Annotated in this window: 20 protein-coding genes; 15 read left to right on the forward strand and 5 right to left on the reverse strand. The window is 39.3% G+C overall.

Going from position 1 to position 19,741, the window contains the following annotated elements; translation table 11 throughout:
- Nucleotides 1-151: 151 nt before the first annotated feature.
- The 7 genes from BLW31_RS19450 to BLW31_RS19480 all read left to right on the forward strand — a co-directional run bounded on the left by BLW31_RS19450 (nt 152) and on the right by BLW31_RS19480 (nt 8,605).
- Complete coding sequence (locus BLW31_RS19450) at nt 152-1,561, forward strand: amidophosphoribosyltransferase (protein ID WP_010537226.1); 1,410 nt, start codon at nt 152-154, stop codon at nt 1,559-1,561.
- A 174-nt stretch (nt 1,562-1,735) separates the two neighbouring features.
- On the forward strand, nt 1,736-2,959 hold the full coding sequence (pepT, locus tag BLW31_RS19455; protein ID WP_010537227.1) for a peptidase T: 1,224 nt from the start codon (nt 1,736-1,738) through the stop codon (nt 2,957-2,959).
- A gap of 54 nt (nt 2,960-3,013) precedes the next feature.
- The gene (gene gcvT, locus BLW31_RS19460; protein ID WP_010537228.1) at nt 3,014-4,099 is read left to right on the forward strand and encodes a glycine cleavage system aminomethyltransferase GcvT; all 1,086 of its coding nucleotides are present in this window, start codon (nt 3,014-3,016) and stop codon (nt 4,097-4,099) included.
- Between the two features lie 328 nt (nt 4,100-4,427).
- Complete coding sequence (locus BLW31_RS19465; protein ID WP_010537229.1) at nt 4,428-5,159, forward strand: hypothetical protein; 732 nt, start codon at nt 4,428-4,430, stop codon at nt 5,157-5,159.
- Nucleotides 5,159-5,590, forward strand: a complete 432-nt coding sequence (locus BLW31_RS19470) for a hypothetical protein (RefSeq protein ID WP_010537230.1) — start codon at nt 5,159-5,161, stop codon at nt 5,588-5,590. Before BLW31_RS19465 ends, BLW31_RS19470 begins: the two co-directional genes overlap by 1 nt.
- Nucleotides 5,591-5,856: 266 nt before the next feature.
- Nucleotides 5,857-8,130, forward strand: a complete 2,274-nt coding sequence (locus BLW31_RS19475) for a monovalent cation:proton antiporter family protein (protein WP_010537231.1) — start codon at nt 5,857-5,859, stop codon at nt 8,128-8,130.
- A gap of 49 nt (nt 8,131-8,179) precedes the next feature.
- Nucleotides 8,180-8,605, forward strand: a complete 426-nt coding sequence (locus BLW31_RS19480) for an HIT family protein (RefSeq protein ID WP_010537232.1) — start codon at nt 8,180-8,182, stop codon at nt 8,603-8,605.
- A gap of 90 nt (nt 8,606-8,695) precedes the next feature.
- On the opposite strand, the gene BLW31_RS19485 is transcribed toward BLW31_RS19480, so the two are convergent.
- From BLW31_RS19485 to BLW31_RS19500, 4 genes are all read right to left on the reverse strand, one after another.
- A complete protein-coding gene (locus tag BLW31_RS19485) occupies nt 8,696-9,118 on the reverse strand; it encodes an RNA-binding S4 domain-containing protein (protein ID WP_010537233.1) in 423 nt (140 codons plus the stop codon).
- Nucleotides 9,119-9,220: 102 nt separating this feature from the next.
- Nucleotides 9,221-9,787: an aminoacyl-tRNA hydrolase gene (gene pth, locus BLW31_RS19490; protein WP_029425427.1), complete on the reverse strand. Its 567-nt coding sequence runs from the start codon at nt 9,785-9,787 to the stop codon at nt 9,221-9,223.
- Nucleotides 9,788-9,924: 137 nt separating this feature from the next.
- The gene (locus BLW31_RS19495; protein ID WP_010537235.1) at nt 9,925-10,515 is read right to left on the reverse strand and encodes a 50S ribosomal protein L25/general stress protein Ctc; all 591 of its coding nucleotides are present in this window, start codon (nt 10,513-10,515) and stop codon (nt 9,925-9,927) included.
- A 136-nt stretch (nt 10,516-10,651) separates the two neighbouring features.
- Nucleotides 10,652-11,056, reverse strand: a complete 405-nt coding sequence (locus BLW31_RS19500; protein ID WP_055270681.1) for a PUR family DNA/RNA-binding protein — start codon at nt 11,054-11,056, stop codon at nt 10,652-10,654.
- Between the two features lie 168 nt (nt 11,057-11,224).
- Between BLW31_RS19500 and nusB the strand changes: the two genes are divergently transcribed.
- From nusB to BLW31_RS19530, 6 genes are all read left to right on the forward strand, one after another.
- Nucleotides 11,225-12,151 (forward strand): transcription antitermination factor NusB, encoded by a 927-nt coding sequence (gene nusB, locus BLW31_RS19505; protein ID WP_010537238.1) that lies wholly within the window; start codon nt 11,225-11,227, stop codon nt 12,149-12,151.
- 40 nt (nt 12,152-12,191) lie between these two features.
- Nucleotides 12,192-12,509 carry a preprotein translocase subunit YajC gene (gene yajC / locus BLW31_RS19510; protein ID WP_010537239.1) on the forward strand — a complete coding sequence of 106 codons (318 nt, stop codon included), beginning with the start codon at nt 12,192-12,194 and terminating at the stop codon, nt 12,507-12,509.
- A 21-nt stretch (nt 12,510-12,530) separates the two neighbouring features.
- Nucleotides 12,531-13,544 (forward strand): CdaR family protein, encoded by a 1,014-nt coding sequence (locus tag BLW31_RS19515; RefSeq protein ID WP_010537240.1) that lies wholly within the window; start codon nt 12,531-12,533, stop codon nt 13,542-13,544.
- Complete coding sequence (gene coaE / locus BLW31_RS19520; RefSeq protein ID WP_010537241.1) at nt 13,534-14,148, forward strand: dephospho-CoA kinase; 615 nt, start codon at nt 13,534-13,536, stop codon at nt 14,146-14,148. The genes BLW31_RS19515 and coaE overlap by 11 nt, the downstream gene beginning before the upstream one ends.
- Before the next feature lie 24 nt (nt 14,149-14,172).
- Nucleotides 14,173-14,607, forward strand: a complete 435-nt coding sequence (locus BLW31_RS19525; protein WP_010537242.1) for a DUF5606 family protein — start codon at nt 14,173-14,175, stop codon at nt 14,605-14,607.
- 220 nt (nt 14,608-14,827) lie between these two features.
- Nucleotides 14,828-15,076 (forward strand): hypothetical protein, encoded by a 249-nt coding sequence (locus tag BLW31_RS19530; RefSeq protein WP_010537243.1) that lies wholly within the window; start codon nt 14,828-14,830, stop codon nt 15,074-15,076.
- 59 nt (nt 15,077-15,135) lie between these two features.
- Here the strand turns inward: BLW31_RS19530 and clpB are convergent, their stop codons facing one another.
- On the reverse strand, nt 15,136-17,724 hold the full coding sequence (gene clpB, locus BLW31_RS19535; RefSeq protein ID WP_010537244.1) for an ATP-dependent chaperone ClpB: 2,589 nt from the start codon (nt 17,722-17,724) through the stop codon (nt 15,136-15,138).
- Between the two features lie 223 nt (nt 17,725-17,947).
- Here clpB and BLW31_RS19540 point away from each other — a divergent pair, with 223 nt between their 5' ends.
- Complete coding sequence (locus tag BLW31_RS19540) at nt 17,948-18,532, forward strand: DUF6621 family protein (RefSeq protein WP_010537245.1); 585 nt, start codon at nt 17,948-17,950, stop codon at nt 18,530-18,532.
- Nucleotides 18,533-18,580: 48 nt separating this feature from the next.
- On the forward strand, nt 18,581-19,477 hold the full coding sequence (locus BLW31_RS19545; protein ID WP_010537246.1) for a LysR substrate-binding domain-containing protein: 897 nt from the start codon (nt 18,581-18,583) through the stop codon (nt 19,475-19,477).
- Nucleotides 19,478-19,741: the final 264 nt, after the last annotated feature.

Genomic DNA, 19,741 nt, shown 5'->3' on the forward strand with positions numbered 1-19,741 from the left:
GATTGTTCATCTTCCTGTGTGTTTTTAATAAAAATTAGAGGTCCTCCGCAAAGAAAATTAAAACTTTGCGGAGTGCTTTTTTTATCGGATGGATTCTTTTTTGTACTTTTGCGCCATCTTTTTTTTAACATTATCAATTAAAGAGAACAACATGGGAGGTTTTTTCGGAACAGTCTCGAAATCAAGTTGCGTGACTGATTTATTCTATGGTACAGATTATAACTCACATCTGGGTACAAAGCGGGGCGGACTCGCGACTTATAGTCAGGAGAAAGGATTCATTCGCTCCATTCACAATCTGGAAAGTACGTATTTCCGATCCAAGTTTGAAGGAGAGCTTGACAAATTCAAAGGCAATGCCGGAATCGGTATTATCAGCGACACAGACGCACAACCTATCATTATCAATTCTCACCTCGGGCGCTTCGCCATCGTTACAGTCGCTAAAATAGCAAATATCCAGGAACTGGAAGAAGAACTTCTCAATCAAAATATGCACTTCGCCGAACTAAGTTCGAGCAATACCAATCAGACGGAACTTATCGCACTACTTATTATACAAGGAAGAACTTTCACTGAAGGTATCGAAAATGTATTCAAGCACATCAAGGGTTCTTGCTCGATGCTGATTCTTACGGAGGATGGCAGTGTTATTGCCGCCCGGGACAAATGGGGACGTACTCCGGTAGTGATTGGAAAGAAAGAAGATGCGTATGCTGCAACCAGTGAGTCATCCAGCTTTCCAAATCTGGATTATGAGATCGAAAGATACTTGGGACCGGGAGAAATAGTACGCATGTATGCCGACCGTATCGAGCAGCTTCGCCAGCCGAATGAAGAAATGCAGATTTGTTCTTTCTTGTGGGTATATTATGGTTTCCCGACTTCTTGTTATGAGGGTAAAAATGTAGAAGAAGTCCGCTTTACCAGTGGAATGAAGATGGGACAGAAGGATGAATCAGAAGTAGATTGTGTTTGTGGTATCCCCGATTCGGGAGTGGGCATGGCATTGGGATATGCCGAAGGCAAAGGGGTTCCTTACCATCGTGCCATTTCAAAATATACACCGACATGGCCTCGTAGCTTCACACCGAGTAATCAGGAAATGCGTTCGTTGGTTGCAAAGATGAAGTTAATTCCGAATCGTGCAATGCTTCAGGGAAAGCGTCTGTTGTTCTGTGATGATTCAATCGTACGTGGAACACAGTTGCGTGATAATGTGAAGATTCTGTACGATTATGGAGCAAAAGAGGTGCATATGCGTATCGCCTGTCCTCCGTTGATCTACGCCTGTCCGTTTGTGGGTTTCTCTGCTTCAAAGAATGCTTTGGAATTAATTACCCGCCGCATCATTAAGGAATTGGAAGGCGATGAAAATAAGAATCTGGAAAAATATGCTACTACAGGTTCGCCTGAATATGAAAAGATGGTTGACATCATAGCCGAGCGTTTCGGACTGTCTTCATTGAAATTCAATACACTTGAAACATTGATTGAAGCCATCGGATTGCCGAAATGTAAGGTTTGTACGCATTGTTTTGATGGCAGCAGTCACTTTTAAAGAAGAAATGGCAGAGAATTAAAATTCTGAAGTGAAGTGTGAAATATAAGCAATAAGTAATATACTGAGAAAAAAGAGCTGTGAATTGTTTGTCAATTCACGGCTCTTTTTTTACCTTTACGGCACTATAAACTATCAAAATGTAAATTGTAAATCATTAAATCGTAAATAGATATGACTTTAGTAGACAGATTTTTGAAGTATGTAAGCTTTGATACACAGTCGGATGAATCGACCGGGCTTACTCCCAGTACTCCAAAACAGATGGTATTCGCCGAATATCTGAAGACGGAACTGGAATCTTTGGGATTGGAAGATATTACATTGGATGAACATGGCTATCTTTTTGCCACGCTTCCTGCCAATATAGATAAGGAAGTACCCACTATCGGGTTCATTGCTCATATGGACACAAGTCCGGATATGACCGGGAAAGATGTTTCTCCACGTATTGTAAAAGACTATGATGGTTCGGATATAGTGCTTTGTGCAGAGGAAAATATAATCCTTTCTCCTGCACAATTTCCGGAACTGCGCGATCATAAAGGGGAGGATCTGATTGTAACAAACGGAAAAACTTTGCTTGGTGCGGATGATAAGGCGGGGATTGCCGAAATTGTATCAGCAATAGCTTATCTCAAAGAACACCCTGAAATCAAACACGGAAAGATTCGTATCGGATTCAATCCGGATGAGGAAATCGGTGAAGGTGCCCATAAGTTTGATGTAGAGAAGTTTGGCTGTGAATGGGCGTATACCATGGATGGTGGTGAAGTGGGAGAGTTGGAATTTGAAAACTTTAATGCTGCCGCTGCAAAGATTACTTTTAAAGGACGTAACGTACATCCGGGATATGCAAAGAATAAGATGATAAACTCGATTCGTGTCGCTAATCAGTTTATTGCGATGCTGCCCTCTATGGAAACTCCGGAACAGACCGAAGGTTATGAAGGATTCTATCATCTGATCGGTATTCAGGGAGATGTGGAACAAAGTACAGTATCCTACATTATCCGTGATCATGACCGTGCTAAATTTGAGGAACGCAAGGAAGAAATGAAACGTTTGGTTGCCCTGATCAATGCCGAATATGGAGAAGGTACAGTTGCATTGGAGTTACGTGACCAATATTATAATATGCGCGAAAAGATAGAACCGGTGATGCATATCATTGACACAGCTTTCTCTGCAATGGAAGCAGTAGGTGTGAAGCCGAATGTAAGGCCGATTCGTGGAGGTACGGATGGAGCACAGCTTTCATTTAAAGGTTTGCCTTGTCCGAATATCTTTGCAGGTGGTCTCAACTTCCATGGGCGTTATGAATTTATTCCTATCCCCAATATGGAGAAGGCGATGAATGTCATTGTGAAGATTGCAGAACTGGTAGCCTCCAAGTGATTATATTTCACGAATATCAATGTTCAATATTACTTAAAACTTAATACATAAAAAATGAAAACCACTCCGTTTACAGAGAAACACATTGCATTAGGTGCTAAAATGCATGAATTTGCAGGTTATAATATGCCCATCGAGTACTCTGGAATTATTGATGAACATCTGACTGTCTGCAATGCAGTCGGTGTATTTGATGTATCCCATATGGGGGAATTTTGGGTAAAAGGTCCGCAAGCGTTATCCTTTCTTCAGAAGGTGACTTCCAATAATGTGGCGGCACTTGTTCCCGGAAAAATACAATATACCTGTTTCCCTAATGAAGAAGGGGGGATTGTAGACGATTTGCTTGTGTATTGCTATGAGCCGGAAAAATATCTGTTGGTAGTGAATGCAGCCAATATAGAGAAAGACTGGAATTGGTGTGTTTCCCATAATACGGAAGGGGTGGAATTGGAAAATTCTTCTGATAACATGGCACAGCTTGCCGTTCAAGGTCCGAAGGCTGTTCTTGCTTTGCAAAAACTGACAGATATTGATTTGTCAGCTATTCCTTATTATTCGTTTACCGTTGGTAAGTTTGCGGGAAAGGAGAATGTGATTATTTCCAATACCGGATATACTGGTGCCGGAGGTTTTGAACTTTATTTCTATCCCGATGCTGCAGAAACGATATGGAAAGCGGTGTTTGAGGCGGGAGAGGAGTTCGGGATAAAGCCGGTAGGACTGGGTGCTCGTGATACGCTTCGTCTGGAGATGGGGTTTTGTCTTTATGGCAATGACTTGGATGATAAAACTTCACCGATCGAAGCAGGATTAGGCTGGATTACTAAGTTTGTGGAAGGCAAAGAGTTTATCAACCGTCCGATGCTGGAAAAACAGAAGGCAGAAGGAGCTACCCGTAAATTGGTTGGATTTGAAATGATCGACCGGGGAATTCCTCGTCATGGCTATGGACTGGTGGATGCAGAAGGAGAGAGTATAGGAGTGGTGACTTCCGGAACGATGTCTCCTACTCGTAAGATTGGTATTGGTATGGGGTATGTGAAACCGGAATATGCTAAAGTAGGTACGGAGATCTGTATTGATATGCGTGGACGTAAACTGAAGGCAATAGTGGTGAAACCACCTTTTAGAAAATAAAGGGGATGTCAAAACTCTCCTCTCAATAAAATTACCCTCGCTACAATTATCTGAACTGCACTCCTAAAGTTTTGTGTCCAACTTTTGGGGTGCAGTTCAATCTGTGGCAAGGGTAATTTTTCATTTATAAGGGTTTTGATTACCCTCTTGTATTATTTATTTTGGATATCGGATAAAACTTTAAATGGATGTAAAAGTGAGAAGTGAAATGATTGTGGTAGTATAATTCTTTTTAATATTAACTTCTTTTCATCTAATTGATAGTATGGATTAAAGACAGTTTCTTAATTTTGAAAGATTATTATTTGTACACAAAAAACTATCAACTATGAAGTCTGTTTTATTTTCAGTAATTATCTTATTATCTTTATCTTTTCAGAGCTGTAGAGATAATTTTAGTGTTCCAACTCCAGCAAGTCGTAACTACCAACAAGATGCTGCGGTGTTAAATGAATTTGTTGATATAAATAAAACTACACATGAATATTATATCAACTCTAATAAACGTAATTCTGTATTATCTTATATAACCAACGCAGATGTAGAAGAGCTAAACTCCGTCAATTCCCTTAATCTTAGTATCTTTAAAGAAAGTCTTAATCAAATAAATAGTTGCTCCGGACAGTTGGCGGCTTCTCATGGCGTGGACTATATTGTTATGATAACAGAAAATGAAATATACATTAGTCAAATAAAGAATGATTCACCAATTGAACTGAAGAAAAAACAGTCTGATAATGGCAGGTATTCTTCTACAGTAGCATCACTTGATGTGACGGATCACAAAGAGAATTATTATATAAATAAAGGCAATCATATCGAAACATCCATAGAATTAAATCCACAATCTTATAAGAATGCAGGCTGGGCATTTTACGTGACCTGCCACCTTAGAAGTAATGATAACAAGGAAACAGCAAGAATTTTATTTTGTGGAATTGGTTATCATATCAATCCTTGTTTTGAATGGTCTACAACTCAGGGTGATTATGCAGAATGGAATTTTGAAACGACGAGTTTGAATGCTCCCCGTATTGCAAACTTCAAATTCTTACGTTGATGAAAAAATGGATTTTTGTATCGCTCGTTTTTATCATGCCTTTTCTTATGACAGGTTGTGTGGAGAAGACCGGATATTATACAAAGGCGGAAGATGATGTCATATCTTTGATATGTGGTGTAACGTGGGCTAGTCAAAAAATAGTCAATGATGCTGAAGAGACGATTCAAGGGTTGTATAAGTTTAGAAACGATGGTACGTGTACTCAAACTTCAATTGTTACTGATAAAAACGGAAAAGAGCAACGGCGTGATGTCAATGTGAGATGGGCTTTTTATGATCAGAATTCCAGTACAATTTATTTTGGTTCGGATCATTATTGGGATATAGAGGAACTTACAACCAAGAAATTTGCCATTTATGACCGATGGGGAGAATATGGGGAAATAAATATGTCCAGAGAATATAAAGAATTTACTCCTTTAGAATAGCTCGATAGTTAGCTTTCAGAGATCTATGACTTTTATCAAATTCAAAGAGAAAATAAAGGTTATGGCGGGAGAATTGGTATCATGAAATGAAGTCGGTAGTTTATCTATAATAGATAGGCTGCCGATTTTTCCGCTTAATTATGTCTTATGTAAATAATTAGATATTTTATGCAATCTATTTGAGGCTATTGACTTAAAACATATTTGTGAATATATTGTTTATACCATAGATTTATTATAATTTTGTCACCAAATACGATAAAACAATGTCTCAATTACCTACACTCATTGCCGATCTTGCACTGATACTGATTTGTGCCGGCGTTATGACTTTACTCTTTAAGAAGTTGAAGCAACCTTTGGTGTTGGGATATGTGGTTGCCGGGTTTCTGGCAAGTCCGCACATGCCTTTTACACCATCAGTGATGGATACCGCCAATATTAAGACATGGGCGGACATTGGTGTTATCTTCTTGTTGTTTGCTCTTGGTCTGGAGTTTAGTTTTAAGAAAATAGTTAAGGTAGGTGGCTCTGCTATCATTGCCGCCTGTACTATTATTTTTTGTATGATATTGCTGGGAATAGGCGTCGGCATGGGATTCGGCTGGCATCGAATGGACAGCCTGTTTTTGGGTGGTATGATTGCGATGTCTTCTACTACTATTATCTATAAGGCATTCGACGACTTGGGATTAAGAAAAAAACAGTTTACCGGACTTGTGCTGAGTATTCTGATTTTGGAGGATATATTGGCTATTGTATTGATGGTGATGCTTTCTACAATGGCGGTGAGTCATAATTTTGAAGGTACCGAAATGCTGGAGAGTATTGGCAAATTGCTGTTTTTCCTCATTCTGTGGTTTGTAGTAGGTATCTATCTGATTCCGGAGTTCTTGAAACGTTGCAGAAAGCTGATGGGAGAGGAAACTTTGCTTATTGTATCATTGGCGCTGTGTTTCGGCATGGTGGTAATGGCAGCCAATACAGGATTTTCCGCAGCATTCGGTGCGTTTATTATGGGGTCTATTCTGGCGGAAACGATCGAAGCGGAATCTATAGACAGACTGGTGAAACCTGTAAAAGATCTTTTCGGCGCTATTTTCTTCGTGTCGGTGGGTATGATGGTCGACCCTGCAATGATTATTGAATATGCAATACCTATTATTGTGATTACGATCGCGGTTATTTTGGGGCAGGCTACATTCGGAACATTCGGTGTGATTCTTTCCGGTAAACCATTGAAGACTGCTATGCAGTGCGGTTTCAGTCTGACCCAGATTGGTGAATTCGCATTTATTATTGCTTCTTTAGGTGTATCTCTGCATGTGACGAGCGATTTCTTATATCCGATAGTGGTAGCTGTCTCAGTGATAACCACTTTCCTGACTCCTTATATGATTCGCTTGGCTGAACCTGCTTCCTCTTTTGTAGATGCTCATTTACCTGCTTCCTGGCGGAAGTTTTTGATGCGCTATTCTTCAGGATCGCAAACTGTGCTTAATCATGAGAATTTGTGGAAGAAGCTGTTGCTGGCAATGGTGCGTATTACTGTAGTATATTCAATAGTCAGTATATCTATTATTGCACTGTCTTTCCGTTTTGTCGTGCCATTTTTTAAAGAGAATTTGCCTCATTTCTGGGCATCATTATTGGGGGCTGTTTTTATCATTCTCTGTATTGCGCCTTTCCTGCGCGCCATTATGGTGAAGAAAAACCATTCCGTGGAATTTATGACTCTGTGGCATGATAATCGTGCTAATCGTGCGCCATTGGTATCTACTATTGTCATACGTATAATGATAGCGGCATTATTTGTTATTTTTGTGATATCGGGATTGTTTAAGGCATCTATTGGATTGATTATTGGAGTTGCGGTGCTTGCTGTTCTGTTGATGGTATGGTCGCGTCGTTTGAAAAAACAATCTATATTAATTGAACGGCGTTTCTTTCAAAACTTGCGTTCCAGAGAGGTACGTGCAGAATATTTGGGAGAAAAGAAGCCGGAATATGCCGGACGCCTGTTGTCACATGATTTGCATTTGGCAGACTTGGAGATTCCGGGTGAATCAACTTGGGCGGGAAAAACGTTGATGGAATTAAATTTAGGTAAGAAATATGGAATTCATATTGCTTCTATCTTACGAGGAAAAAGGAGGATTAATATTCCCGGTGGTTCTGTACGCCTTTTCCCTATGGATAAGATTCAGGTGATAGGTACAGATGAACAGCTGAACGTATTTAGCAGTGCGATGCAAAGTGGTGCTAAAATAGACTGGGATGTATATGAAAAAGGAGAGATGATTTTAAAGCAGTTTATTGTTGATACGGACTCTGTTTTTCTGGGTAAAACAATTCGTGAATCCGGTATACGGGATAAATACCATTGTATGATAGCCGGTGTGGAACGGGAAGATGGGACGCTGATGGTACCGGATGTAAATGCGCCATTCGAAGAGGGTGATGTAGTGTGGGTTGTCGGTGAAAAAGAGCATGTGTACCAATTAGTCGATCAAAAAAACGAAAAAATACAGGTGAAATAAAAGCAGAACGACTATTTTTGCTTTGTCAAAACATAAAAATAATAATATCATGAAGAGCGATCCAAAAGAATGTCTGTATTGCCAGAACAATGAAACGTTGCATAATCTGATGATTGAGATTGCGCAGCTTAGTGTATCACGTGTGTTTTTGTTTAAAGAGCAAACTTATCGGGGGCGCTGCCTCGTTGCTTACAAGGATCACGCGAATGATTTGAATGAATTGAGTGATGAAGACCGTAATGCATTTATGGCTGATGTGGCACGTGTTACTCGTGCGATGCAGAAGGCTTTCCAGCCGGAAAAAATAAATTATGGTGCTTATTCAGATAAATTATCTCATCTGCATTTTCATCTGGCTCCGAAATATGTCGACGGACCTGATTATGGAGGTATATTCCAGATGAACCCGGGAAAGGTTTATTTGACGGATGTTGAATATCAGGAATTGATTGATGCGGTGAAAGCAAATCTGTAATCGGAGTATTTGATAAATGATAAACGGTGAATAAACTGTAACATAGAGGTACAGGTTTGTTCGCCGTTTATCATTTATATTATTTAGTGTTTATTTATCTTCGTCGAAATCAAAGTCAAAATCAAAGTCGTCCATAAATTCCGGAGCAGTGAATTCTTCCAGACTTCTGCGATCTTTTTTGGTTGGACGTCCGGTTCCTCGTGCACGATCGATAAATCCGCTGATTTTACTCATCTCCAATAGTTCATATTGGTCGGGAGTTGTTACATTTTCCATCATATCGGGTACAAGTTTGGCACCTACTCGCTTTTCGATAGCTTGTAGCACTTTGAATGAATAGGTGATAGGCGGTTTCTTGACTTGAATCACATCACCTGGCTTTATCATGCGAGAGGCTTTTACATATGCTCCGTTAATGGTGACACGATTCATCTTACAAGCTTCAGCAGCAATTGTGCGTGTCTTGAAAATACGAACGGCCCACATCCATTTATCTATTCTTGCTTCTGCCATATGTCTATTGATGATTTATTAATTTATGATGTACAATATCTTAGTGGTGTACTGACTAAAACCAACTGCAAATGCGCTATAAGTAGCCGACTGTAAATGCTCTTATTTTTTATTAAACTGGTTCATGGTAATATCTATACCTGCCAGGCAGAAACTTTTGATGATTTCTCCGGCGGTCTCCAGTCTTTCATTCATTGTCTTGAGGTCTTCATCAGTAAAGTGTCCGAGTACATAGTCAACCTGTCCGCCTTTCGGGAAGTCATTACCGATACCAAAGCGTAAACGGGCATAGTTCTGGGTTCCTAAAATGGCTGCTATATGCTTAAGGCCATTATGTCCGGCATCACTTCCTTTTCCTTTCAGACGTAGAGTACCAAAGGGGAGAGCCAGATCGTCCACTACTATTAATACATTTTCCAATGGAATGTTTTCTTTTTGCATCCAGTAACGAACAGCTAGTCCGCTCAGATTCATGAAAGTTGATGGCTTGAGTAAAATTAACTGGCGTCCTTTGATTGAAAAACTAGTAGTAAACCCGTAGCGTCCGTCAATGAAAGGAGGGGCGTTGTTGATTCTAGCCAATGCCTCCACTGTCATGAAACCAATATTGTGTCTGGTTTCATGATATTCAGGCCCAATGTTTCCTAGTCCGACAATTAGATATTTAATCATTGTTTTTTTCGTAAAAACAGTTTGTTAATATAAAAAGAGAACGCAGATTAACGCAAACTAATGCAGACTGAACATCTGCTTTAATCTGCATTAATCTGCGTTTTGCTATATCTCTTTACAGGGATAATCTCAAATTACTTTCCAGCGGCAGCTGCTGCACCTCTTGCTGCACGAGTCAACTTAACAGCACATACAACTGCTTCCTTAGCACTGATCAGTTCAAGACCTTCGAAGCTCAATTCGCCAACTTTAACAGTCTTACCCAATCCCAGGTGAGAAACGTTAACAGTCAGTTTTTCAGGAATTGCATTGTACAGAGCTTTCACTTTAATCTTACGCATCTGCAATGCAAGCTTACCACCGGCTTTAACACCTTCTGCAAGACCTTCCAATTGTACTGGAACTTCCATAACGATAGGTTTAGCTTCGTCAATCTGATAGAAGTCAACATGAAGAATGTTGTCTTTTACCGGATGGAATTGAATATCTTTCAGGATAGCGTTTACTTTTTTGCCATCGATATCCAGATCTACTACGTAAATGTGCGGAGTATAAACCAAGTTACGAAGACCTTCGTTAGTCACTGTAAAGTGAACAACTTCACCAGCTCCGTAAAGTACACAAGGTACACCACCGTTCTTACGAATTTCTTTCAAGGCTCTTGCTTGTTCTGAAGAGCGTTCTGCAATAGTTCTTGCAGTTCCTTTTACTTCAATTGATTTCATTTCTTAAAAAATTGTGTTACTCTAAATTAAGTTATTTTGCTTAATTCACCATTACACGATGTGGATTATCACATGATGTTGCAAAAAAGCGGTGCAAAAGTACAGTTTTTTTTTGAAATATCAAAGAGTTACCTCTTTAAAAGTCAATATCAATCTTAATTTCGTTTTCCAGCTTGTCCTCTTTAGCTTCTTCGGCAAGCGCTTCTTGTTCTCTTTTTATATCTGCCTCTTCATTCAGGCGGCTGATATAATCATTCATGTCGTTGTGGTTAATGAAATTGAGGGCTTCTGTCAATCCTGCCATGAATTTCTGAAAATCCTCCTTATATAAGAAGATTTTGTGCTTTTCAAAGCTAACTTGAGAGTCATCTCCTTCTCCCATCACTACTTTCTTACTCTCCGTAATTGCTAAAAACATTTCATCTTTACGGTTCTTCTTCACATCAAGGTAATAGATGCGTTTACCTGCTTTGATGGACTTGGAGAAAACAATCTCCTTATCATTCATGTCTGCGTTCATTTTCTTTTTAAAATCTTCCATATCATTCGGTCCGTTAATAATCGGCCTCAAAATTGGATATTTTTTTTAAACTGTCAAAAGAAAAAGCGCAGAGAATCAAATACTGCATTAAAAAATGTGATTTATTTGTGGAAACTCATTAAAAATATCTACTTTTGCAGTTCGATAATAACAGTATTAATTTGAATTATGATCAACAGAGTTCTTATTCGTCTTAAGATTATACAAATAGTGTATGCCTATTACCAGAACGGCAGCAAAAATCTAGACTCAGCGGAGAAAGAGTTATTCTTCAGCCTTTCAAAGGCGTATGACCTTTATAATTATTTGTTAATGCTGATGATGGCATTGACAGAGTATGCACAAAAGCGCATTGATGCGGCAAAAGCAAAACTGGCTCCTACTAAAGAAGAGTTATATCCCAATACAAAGTTTGTGGATAATAAGTTTGTTGCACAGTTGGAGGTGAACAAACAATTAACCGAGTTTATATCCAATCAGAAAAGGACTTGGGCTAATGATCAGGATTTCGTCAAGGAACTCTATGAGAAAATTGTAGAAAGCGATATTTATAAAGATTATATGGCTTCCAGTGATAATTCCTATGAGGCTGACCGTGAATTGTGGAGAAAACTCTATAAGACATACATCTTCAATAATGATTCTCTTGATCAGGTATTGGAAGACCAGAGTCTGTATTGGAATGACGATAAAGAGATTGTGGATACCTTTGTGCTGAAAACGATTAAGCGTTTTGAAGAGAAGAATGGAGCAAATCAAGAATTGCTTCCGGAATTCAAGGATGACGAAGATCAGGAATTTGCACGTCGTTTATTCCGTCGTACTATTCTGAATTCCGACTATTATCGTCACCTTGTGAGCGAGAATACTAAAAACTGGGATTTGGACCGTATTGCATTTATGGATATTATCATTATGCAGACTGCTTTAGCAGAAATTTTAAGTTTCCCGAACATTCCGGTGAGTGTTTCGTTAAATGAATATGTAGAAATCGCGAAGTTGTATAGTACTGCCAAGAGCGGAAGCTTTATCAACGGAACGTTGGATGGAATAGTTAATCAATTGAAAAAAGAAGGTAAGTTGACTAAAAACTGATACCTTTGTCCATATAGTAGAAATTAAAACTTGATTATTTATGAACCTATTGACTGTATTATTGCAAGCTCCCGCAGCGGGAGGTGGAAGTATGATGTGGATCATGCTGATAGCTATGTTTGTTATCATGTATTTCTTTATGATCCGTCCTCAGAACAAAAAGCAGAAAGAAATTGCTAATTTCCGCAAATCTCTTCAGGTAAATCAGTCAGTAATTACTGCAGGTGGTATCCATGGTACGATCAAAGAGATTACTGATGATTATATAGTACTTGAAATTGCTTCTAACGTGAAGATTAAAATAGATAAGAACTCTATTTTTGCTGATGCTTCGGCTACCGGCAATCAGTCTAAGTAATCTTTAGTAAACAAATACCCTATGCTCGATCGTAGGAAATTAAGATATACATATTTAAGACTATCCAAAAGAATTAAGGATTTCCTGCTTAGTGATAAAAGCAGGGAGTTCTTAATTTTTTTATTTTTTTTCCTGATTGCCGGTGGATTCTGGCTGATTCAGACCCTCAATAACGACTATGAAGCGGAATTCTCTATCCCGGTGAGAATGAAGGATGTCCCCAATAATATAGTACTTACTTCAGAACCTCCTTCCGAACTTCGTGTCCGGGTAAAGGACAAAGGGACGGTGCTTCTCAATTATATGCTGGGAAAAAGCTTTTTTCCGGTAAACTTAAGTTTTCCAGATTATAAAGGGCAAAATAATCATGTGAAGATCTTTGCCTCTGAATTTGAAAAGAAGATACTCAGCCAGCTGAATGCCTCTTCTAAAATACTTTCGATAAAACCTGATACATTAGATTATATCTATTCGACAGGAAAATCTAAGTTAGTACCTGTTCATTTTCAAGGGAAAGTGACTGCCGGACTTCAATATTATGTTTCCGATACAATTTGTAGTCCGGATTCTGTATTAGTATATGCTCCGGCTGGAATTTTAGATACTATAAAAGCTGCTTATACCCAAGAAGTAAACCTTGAAAATATTTCGGATACGATTCGTCAGCGGGTGGCTTTGAATAATAAAAAAGGAGTGAAGTATGTTCCCGCTTCGGTTGAACTGACTTTTCCTGTAGATATTTACACAGAGAAGACGGTCGAAGTTCCATTGCGTGGGGTTAACTTTCCGGCAGATAAGGTACTTCGTGCATTTCCTTCAAAGGTTCAAATAACTTTTCAAGTAGGCTTGAAACGTTTTCGAAGCATTAAAGCCAGCGATTTTGTGATAAGTGTTTCTTATGAAGAGCTACTAAAACTAGGATCTGATAAGTATACGGTAAAGTTAAAATCAGCTCCTCGTGGGATTAACCAGATTCGTATAGTACCCGAGCAAGTTGATTTTCTGATAGAACAAGTTTCTTCCGATGGTTATTAAAATAGGTATTACCGGTGGAATCGGTAGTGGAAAAAGTGTAGTTTCCAGATTACTGGAAATGATGGGAATTCCCGTTTATGTTTCGGATATTGAGGCGAAGCGCATCACTCATACCAATGAGGTGCTACGTAGAGAACTTTGTACTCTGGTCGGTCCGGATGTTTTTCAGAATGGAGAGTTAAATCGTCCTTTATTAGCATCGTATTTATTCGGTGATTCGCAGCATGCGAAAGAGGTAAATGCTATCATTCATCCGAAGGTGAAAGAAGATTTCAGGCAATGGACACTTCGGAAAGGTGATATCGGTATCGTTGGTATGGAATCGGCAATTCTTTTGGAAGCCGGTTTTAAAGAGGAGGTCGATTTTGTGGTAATGGTATATGCACCGTTGGAAGTAAGAGTGGTACGGGCAATGAAACGTGATCATTCTTCAAAGGAATTGATAATGAAACGTATCGAGGCACAAATGAGTGATGAGATAAAGCGAAATCGTGCTGATTTTGTAATCGTGAATGATGATGAAACCCCTTTAATTCCACAGGTTTTGACGTTTATTTCTTTGCTATCTAAAAATAATCATTACCTTTGCTCCGCAAAAAAATAATTAATAAACAAAAGAATATATACTATGTTGAAGACTATCCTGTCTATCTCCGGTAAACCGGGATTGTACAAACTAATTTCGCAAGGAAAAAATATGTTGATTGTTGAATCAATCAGTGCAGATAAAAAACGTTTCCCCGCTTATGGTAATGAGAAAATTATCTCTTTGGCAGATATAGCAATGTATACGGATGAGGCGGAAGTGCCTCTGTATAACGTGTTGGAAGCAATGAAGGGAAAAGAAAATACTGGAGTAGCTTCTATTGATCCTAAAAAAGCCACTCCGGAACAGCTCCGTGAGTATTTAGGAGAAGTATTACCAAATTTTGATCGTGAACGGGTATATGTTGCAGACATTAAGAAATTGATTTCTTGGTACAACATTTTAGTTTCTAACGGAATTACAGAATTTAAATCAGAAACAGATACTGCAGAAGAGGCTGTAACTGATGAAAAATAAGTCATGAAACACTAATGACTTTAATACGAAAATGTATTAAGGAAAGCGTGACAATAGTTCAAATTGTCACGCTTTCTTTTATTTATAAAAGTATATGTAAGCGACAAATCCCCTTTAGTGTTCTTTAAGCAATCTTATGTTTGCATGAATATTTTATTGTTTATATAGTGGATAAACATAGTTTTTCTCTATCTTTGTAACTGCTAATATACGTAAAAATATGGATGTAATAACAAATAAAGAGGTAAACGTTTACCTTGATAATGAAAAAGGAACATTGTGCTTAACTGGAATGTTGGTAGGTACTATGGTGTTTTTATATGATTCGCAAGGGGAACTGAAAGAGAAACAGAGGTTTACCTTACCTTCTCTCACTTTGGATATTCCTAAGAAAGGTACCTATGTTTTAGTAATGAGTCATCCTAATTGTCAGCCAGAAGTAAGAAGAATTATATATTCCGGAGTATAAAAAAGCCGATATGTTCATTTAAGAACATATCGGCTGTCTTTATAACAACTAATTATAATTTAGTTTCTGAATACCAACCCATCTCCGTTTGAATCTACAATAATTGCCTTGCTTCTGTCAACTTCCTGTGACAGTAACTTTTTCGACAAATCGTTCAGCAAATAACGCTGGATAGCTCTTTTTACCGGTCGAGCTCCGAATTCAGGATCATATCCTACCTGGGATAAGAAATTCAAAGCAGCATCTGTCATTTCCAGTTCTACTCCGTTTTCTGCAAGCATCTTTTGTACACCTTTAATTTGTAAGAGCACAATTTGTCTGATTTCAGTTTCCGTTAACGGTAAGAACATAATTGTTTCATCAATACGATTCAGGAATTCCGGACGAATGGTTTTCTTTAGCATATTCATCACTTCCTTCTTCGTCTCTTCGATCACTTCTTCTTTATTCGAACCGCTCAGTTTCTCCATCTGACTTTGTATATAAGAACTTCCCATATTTGAAGTCATGATGATGATCGTATTTTTAAAGTTGACTACTCTTCCTTTATTATCTGTCAGTCGTCCATCATCCAGTACTTGTAACAGAATGTTGAACACATCCGGATGCGCTTTTTCGATTTCGTCAAACAAAACAACAGAGTAAGGTTTTCGGCGAATGGCTTCTGTCAGCTGACCGCCTTCATCGTATCCAACGTATCCCGGAGGTGCTCCGACCAGACGAGAAACGCTGTGTTTCTCCTGATACTCACTCATATCTATACGAGTCATCATCGATTCATCGTCAAAGAGGAATTCTGCCAAAGCTTTTGCCAATTCTGTTTTACCGACACCGGTTGTTCCAAGGAAGATAAATGAACCGATCGGGCGTTTGGGATCTTGCAATCCGGCACGGCTACGGCGTACTGCGTCTGCAACTGCTTCAATCGCTTCGTTCTGACCTATAACTCGTTGATGAAGTTCATCTTCCAGGTGCAGCAATTTATCTTTCTCACTTTGCAACATTTTGCTGACAGGAATACCAGTCCAGCGAGAAACAACATCAGCGATGTCTTCAGCGTCCACTTCTTCTTTGATCATGGCTTTATCACCTTGCATGCCACGAAGCTTTTCTTGTGTATCTTCTATTTCTTTATCCAAGGCCTGAAGCTTTCCGTAACGTATTTCGGCTACTTTTCCATAGTCTCCTTCACGTTCCGCCTTTTCTGCTTCGAACTTCAGATTTTCGATTTCCACTTTGTTCTGCTGGATTTTATCCATCAGCGTTTTTTCACTCTGCCATTTGGCTTTGAAAGATTTTTCAAGTTCCTTTAATTCTGCCAGTTCTTTACCGATAATTTCCAGCTTTGGCTTGTCATTTTCACGTTTGATGGCTTCACGTTCAATCTCTAACTGTTTGATTTTACGTGAAATTTCATCCAGCTCTTCTGGGACAGAATCTACTTCCATGCGTAGCTTAGCTGCAGCTTCATCCATCAGGTCGATTGCCTTATCCGGTAAGAAACGGTCGGTGATATAGCGGCTGCTAAGTTCTACGGCTGCTATGATGGCGTCGTCTTTGATACGTACATGATGATGGTTCTCATAGCGCTCTTTCAATCCACGAAGGATAGAGATAGTACTCAGAGTGTCAGGCTCATCTACTTGTACAATCTGGAAACGACGTTCCAGTGCTTTATCCTTTTCGAAATACTTCTGATATTCATCAAGGGTTGTCGCACCGATTGAACGTAGTTCTCCACGTGCTAATGCCGGTTTCAGGATATTTGCGGCATCCATTGCACCTTCGCCCTTGCCGGCGCCTACCAGTGTGTGAATCTCATCAATAAACAAGATTATATCACCTTCTGATTTCTTCACCTCGTTGACAACTGATTTCAGACGTTCTTCGAACTCTCCTTTATACTTTGCTCCTGCTACCAGTGCTCCCATATCAAGAGAATAGACCTGTTTGTTTTTCAGGTTTTCGGGCACGTCTCCCCGGAGGATACGATGTGCCAGTCCCTCTACGATAGCTGTCTTACCTGTACCCGGTTCACCAATCAGAATCGGATTGTTTTTGGTTCTACGGCTCAATATCTGGAGTACCCGGCGGATTTCTTCATCACGTCCGATTACCGGGTCCAGTTTACCGCTGCGGGCCGCTTCGTTCAGATTGATGGCATATTTCTCTAAAGCCTGATAGTTATCTTCACTGGATTGTGAAGTTACTTTTTCTCCTTTTCTTAGTTCGTTGATGGCATCGCGCAGTTCTTTTTCCGTCATTCCGGCATCTTTCAGGATGGTGGATACGGTGCTTTTTACGGTCAGCAATGCCAGCAGGATGTGTTCCAGTGAAACGAATTCATCACCCATTTCCTTAGAATACTGCGTTGCTTTCTGTAATACTTCATTAGATTCTCTGCTCAAGTAAGGTTCGCCACCAGAAACCTTTGGCAGTGAGTCGATTTGCTTATCAACCACGAGAGCTACTTGCTGACCGTTCATACCTAATTTTTGGAAGATGAAGTTGGTTACATTTTCGCCTACCTTCATAACTCCATGCAGGATATGAGCGGGTTCGATAGCCTGTTGGCCCCGGCTTTGTACCAGATTAACAGCCTCCTGTACCGCCTCTTGAGATTTGATGGTAAAATTGTTAAAGTTCATATCGTTGTTCTCCTTTCTTTTTTCACGTTTTTAATAACACTTGAGAGGGCGCAAAAGATTTGCCAAGTATAAAAATATGACAAAATAGCATGATTATTAAGGAGTTAAAGGACAAAATGACCATTTTTACCTAAACATAACTGACGAATTTGCCGTGAAATGAAGCGGATAAATAAAAGTATTGTAGTATCTTTATCCGCTGTAATCATATTATAAATAAGGTATGAATGATAAACCTCAAATAAAACTGTCTGAAACAGTAGTGTTGATTGATGCTGCTTTCTTGAATTTTGTAATTACAGATATGAAAGGTTATTTTGAAAAGACCTTGCAGCGTTCTTTACAAGAGATAGACCTTTCTATGCTGACTACTTATCTGACTTTGGATGCGGGCATTACAGAAGGAAAAAATGAAGTGCAATTCCTTTTTGTTTACGACAAAGACTCAAGTCATCTTGTGCATTGCCATCCTTCTGATCTGGAAAAAGAGCTGAATGGAGTCGCTTTTCAAAGTCCTTATGGAGAATATTCATTTGCAAGTGTTCCTTCTGAAGGGATGGTATCGAGGGAAGAACTGTTTTTGGATTTATTGGCTATCGTTTCCGATTCGGCAGATGTGAAAAGGATGATTGTCGTGTCTTTTAATGAGGAATATGGGAAGAAAGTGACTGATGCTTTGCATGAGGTGAAAGGTAAAGAGATCATTCAGTTCCGTATGAATGAGCCTGAAGCATCGGTTGAATATAAGTGGGATATGTTGGCTTTTCCTGTTATGCAGGCATTGGGGATCAGAGCTGATGAATTATGATCTTTGTCTTTAGTTCTCAATTTTTAATTCTTAATCTTTAATTAAAAGGTGTCCGATTTTCGTTTAAAAGTATTTCAGAGCGTAGCGAAGAATCTGAGTTTTACAAAGGCTTCGCAGGAGTTGTTTGTCAGCCAGCCTGCTATTACGAAGCATATTCAGGAACTGGAGACTTACTATCAGGTTCGTTTGTTCGAACGTCAGGGTAGCAAGATTTCGTTGACTGTTGCCGGTGAACTGCTGCTCAAGCACAGTGAAAAGATATTGGAGGACTACAAACGCCTGGAATATGAGATGCATTTGCTGCACAACGAATATATTGGTGAGTTGAAGTTGGGGGCCAGTACGACTATTGCGCAATATGTATTGCCTCCACTATTAGCCAACTTTATTGCAAAGTTTCCTAAGGTCAGCCTTTCTTTGTTGAATGGAAATTCCCGTGGGATAGAAGCGGCTTTGCAAGAACACAGAATTGATTTGGGATTGGTAGAAGGTATCTTTCGTTTACCTAGTTTAAAATATCTCCCTTTTCTGCAAGATGAACTCGTTGCAGTGGTAAATGCGCATAGCAAATTCGCCGTTCAAGATGAAATTACTCCTGAGGAGCTACCGGATATTCCTCTGGTATTGCGTGAGAGAGGATCGGGTACGCTGGATGTATTCGAACGTGCTTTGTCACAGCATAATATGAAGCTGTCTTCATTACATGTTCTTATGTATCTCGGAAGTACGGAAAGCATTAAACTATTTTTGGAACATACCGATTGTATGGGGATCGTTTCCATTCGGTCGGTTCATAAGGAACTTGTTGCGGGCAATTTGCGGGTAGTTGAGATAAAAGGAATGCCGATGCAGCGTGAATTTAATTTTGTACAGCTGCAAGGGCAGGAGGGGGGATTATCCCAAGTGTTTATGAGATTTGCGGGGCTCCATAGCAAGAATCTGTAATCACGCCGGATGCTATGTGATGTCAAAAAGCACTTTTTACAGAAAAAGAAAAAGTGTTTTTATCTCTCATGCTCTCATTCTTTTTATTAAATAACCTATAATCAGATGTTTGCTGAATGAGAGATACCTTTAAGATGTTTATTTCTCATTGTTTTGTAAGCGTCTCGGCGTAAGCGTCTCGGCGATGCCGTGTTTTTCTTCAAAAAATCAGATAATCCTTTTCTTTTCAGATTCTACTTCTGTTTTCCTTCCATTTGTGTGGCA

The organism is Bacteroides faecis MAJ27, from assembly GCF_900106755.1.
GTDB classification, from domain to species: Bacteria; Bacteroidota; Bacteroidia; order Bacteroidales; family Bacteroidaceae; genus Bacteroides; species Bacteroides faecis.

What these genes read in the sequence shown, in the direction of transcription:
- BLW31_RS19450 (WP_010537226.1), top strand. Translation starts at nt 152, where the DNA reads ATGGGAGGTTTTTTCGGAACAGTCTCGAAATCAAGTTGCGTGACTGAT.
- BLW31_RS19495 (WP_010537235.1), bottom strand. Translation starts at nt 10,515, where the DNA reads ATGAAATCAATTGAAGTAAAAGGAACTGCAAGAACTATTGCAGAACGC.
- BLW31_RS19485 (WP_010537233.1), bottom strand. Translation starts at nt 9,118, where the DNA reads ATGGCAGAAGCAAGAATAGATAAATGGATGTGGGCCGTTCGTATTTTC.
- BLW31_RS19500 (WP_055270681.1), bottom strand. Translation starts at nt 11,056, where the DNA reads ATGGAAGATTTTAAAAAGAAAATGAACGCAGACATGAATGATAAGGAG.
- BLW31_RS19465 (WP_010537229.1), top strand. Translation starts at nt 4,428, where the DNA reads ATGAAGTCTGTTTTATTTTCAGTAATTATCTTATTATCTTTATCTTTT.
- BLW31_RS19515 (WP_010537240.1), top strand. Translation starts at nt 12,531, where the DNA reads ATGCTCGATCGTAGGAAATTAAGATATACATATTTAAGACTATCCAAA.
- BLW31_RS19475 (WP_010537231.1), top strand. Translation starts at nt 5,857, where the DNA reads ATGTCTCAATTACCTACACTCATTGCCGATCTTGCACTGATACTGATT.
- BLW31_RS19540 (WP_010537245.1), top strand. Translation starts at nt 17,948, where the DNA reads ATGAATGATAAACCTCAAATAAAACTGTCTGAAACAGTAGTGTTGATT.
- yajC (WP_010537239.1), top strand. Translation starts at nt 12,192, where the DNA reads ATGAACCTATTGACTGTATTATTGCAAGCTCCCGCAGCGGGAGGTGGA.
- BLW31_RS19480 (WP_010537232.1), top strand. Translation starts at nt 8,180, where the DNA reads ATGAAGAGCGATCCAAAAGAATGTCTGTATTGCCAGAACAATGAAACG.
- pepT (WP_010537227.1), top strand. Translation starts at nt 1,736, where the DNA reads ATGACTTTAGTAGACAGATTTTTGAAGTATGTAAGCTTTGATACACAG.
- gcvT (WP_010537228.1), top strand. Translation starts at nt 3,014, where the DNA reads ATGAAAACCACTCCGTTTACAGAGAAACACATTGCATTAGGTGCTAAA.
- clpB (WP_010537244.1), bottom strand. Translation starts at nt 17,724, where the DNA reads ATGAACTTTAACAATTTTACCATCAAATCTCAAGAGGCGGTACAGGAG.
- coaE (WP_010537241.1), top strand. Translation starts at nt 13,534, where the DNA reads ATGGTTATTAAAATAGGTATTACCGGTGGAATCGGTAGTGGAAAAAGT.
- nusB (WP_010537238.1), top strand. Translation starts at nt 11,225, where the DNA reads ATGATCAACAGAGTTCTTATTCGTCTTAAGATTATACAAATAGTGTAT.
- BLW31_RS19525 (WP_010537242.1), top strand. Translation starts at nt 14,173, where the DNA reads ATGTTGAAGACTATCCTGTCTATCTCCGGTAAACCGGGATTGTACAAA.
- BLW31_RS19530 (WP_010537243.1), top strand. Translation starts at nt 14,828, where the DNA reads ATGGATGTAATAACAAATAAAGAGGTAAACGTTTACCTTGATAATGAA.
- BLW31_RS19470 (WP_010537230.1), top strand. Translation starts at nt 5,159, where the DNA reads ATGAAAAAATGGATTTTTGTATCGCTCGTTTTTATCATGCCTTTTCTT.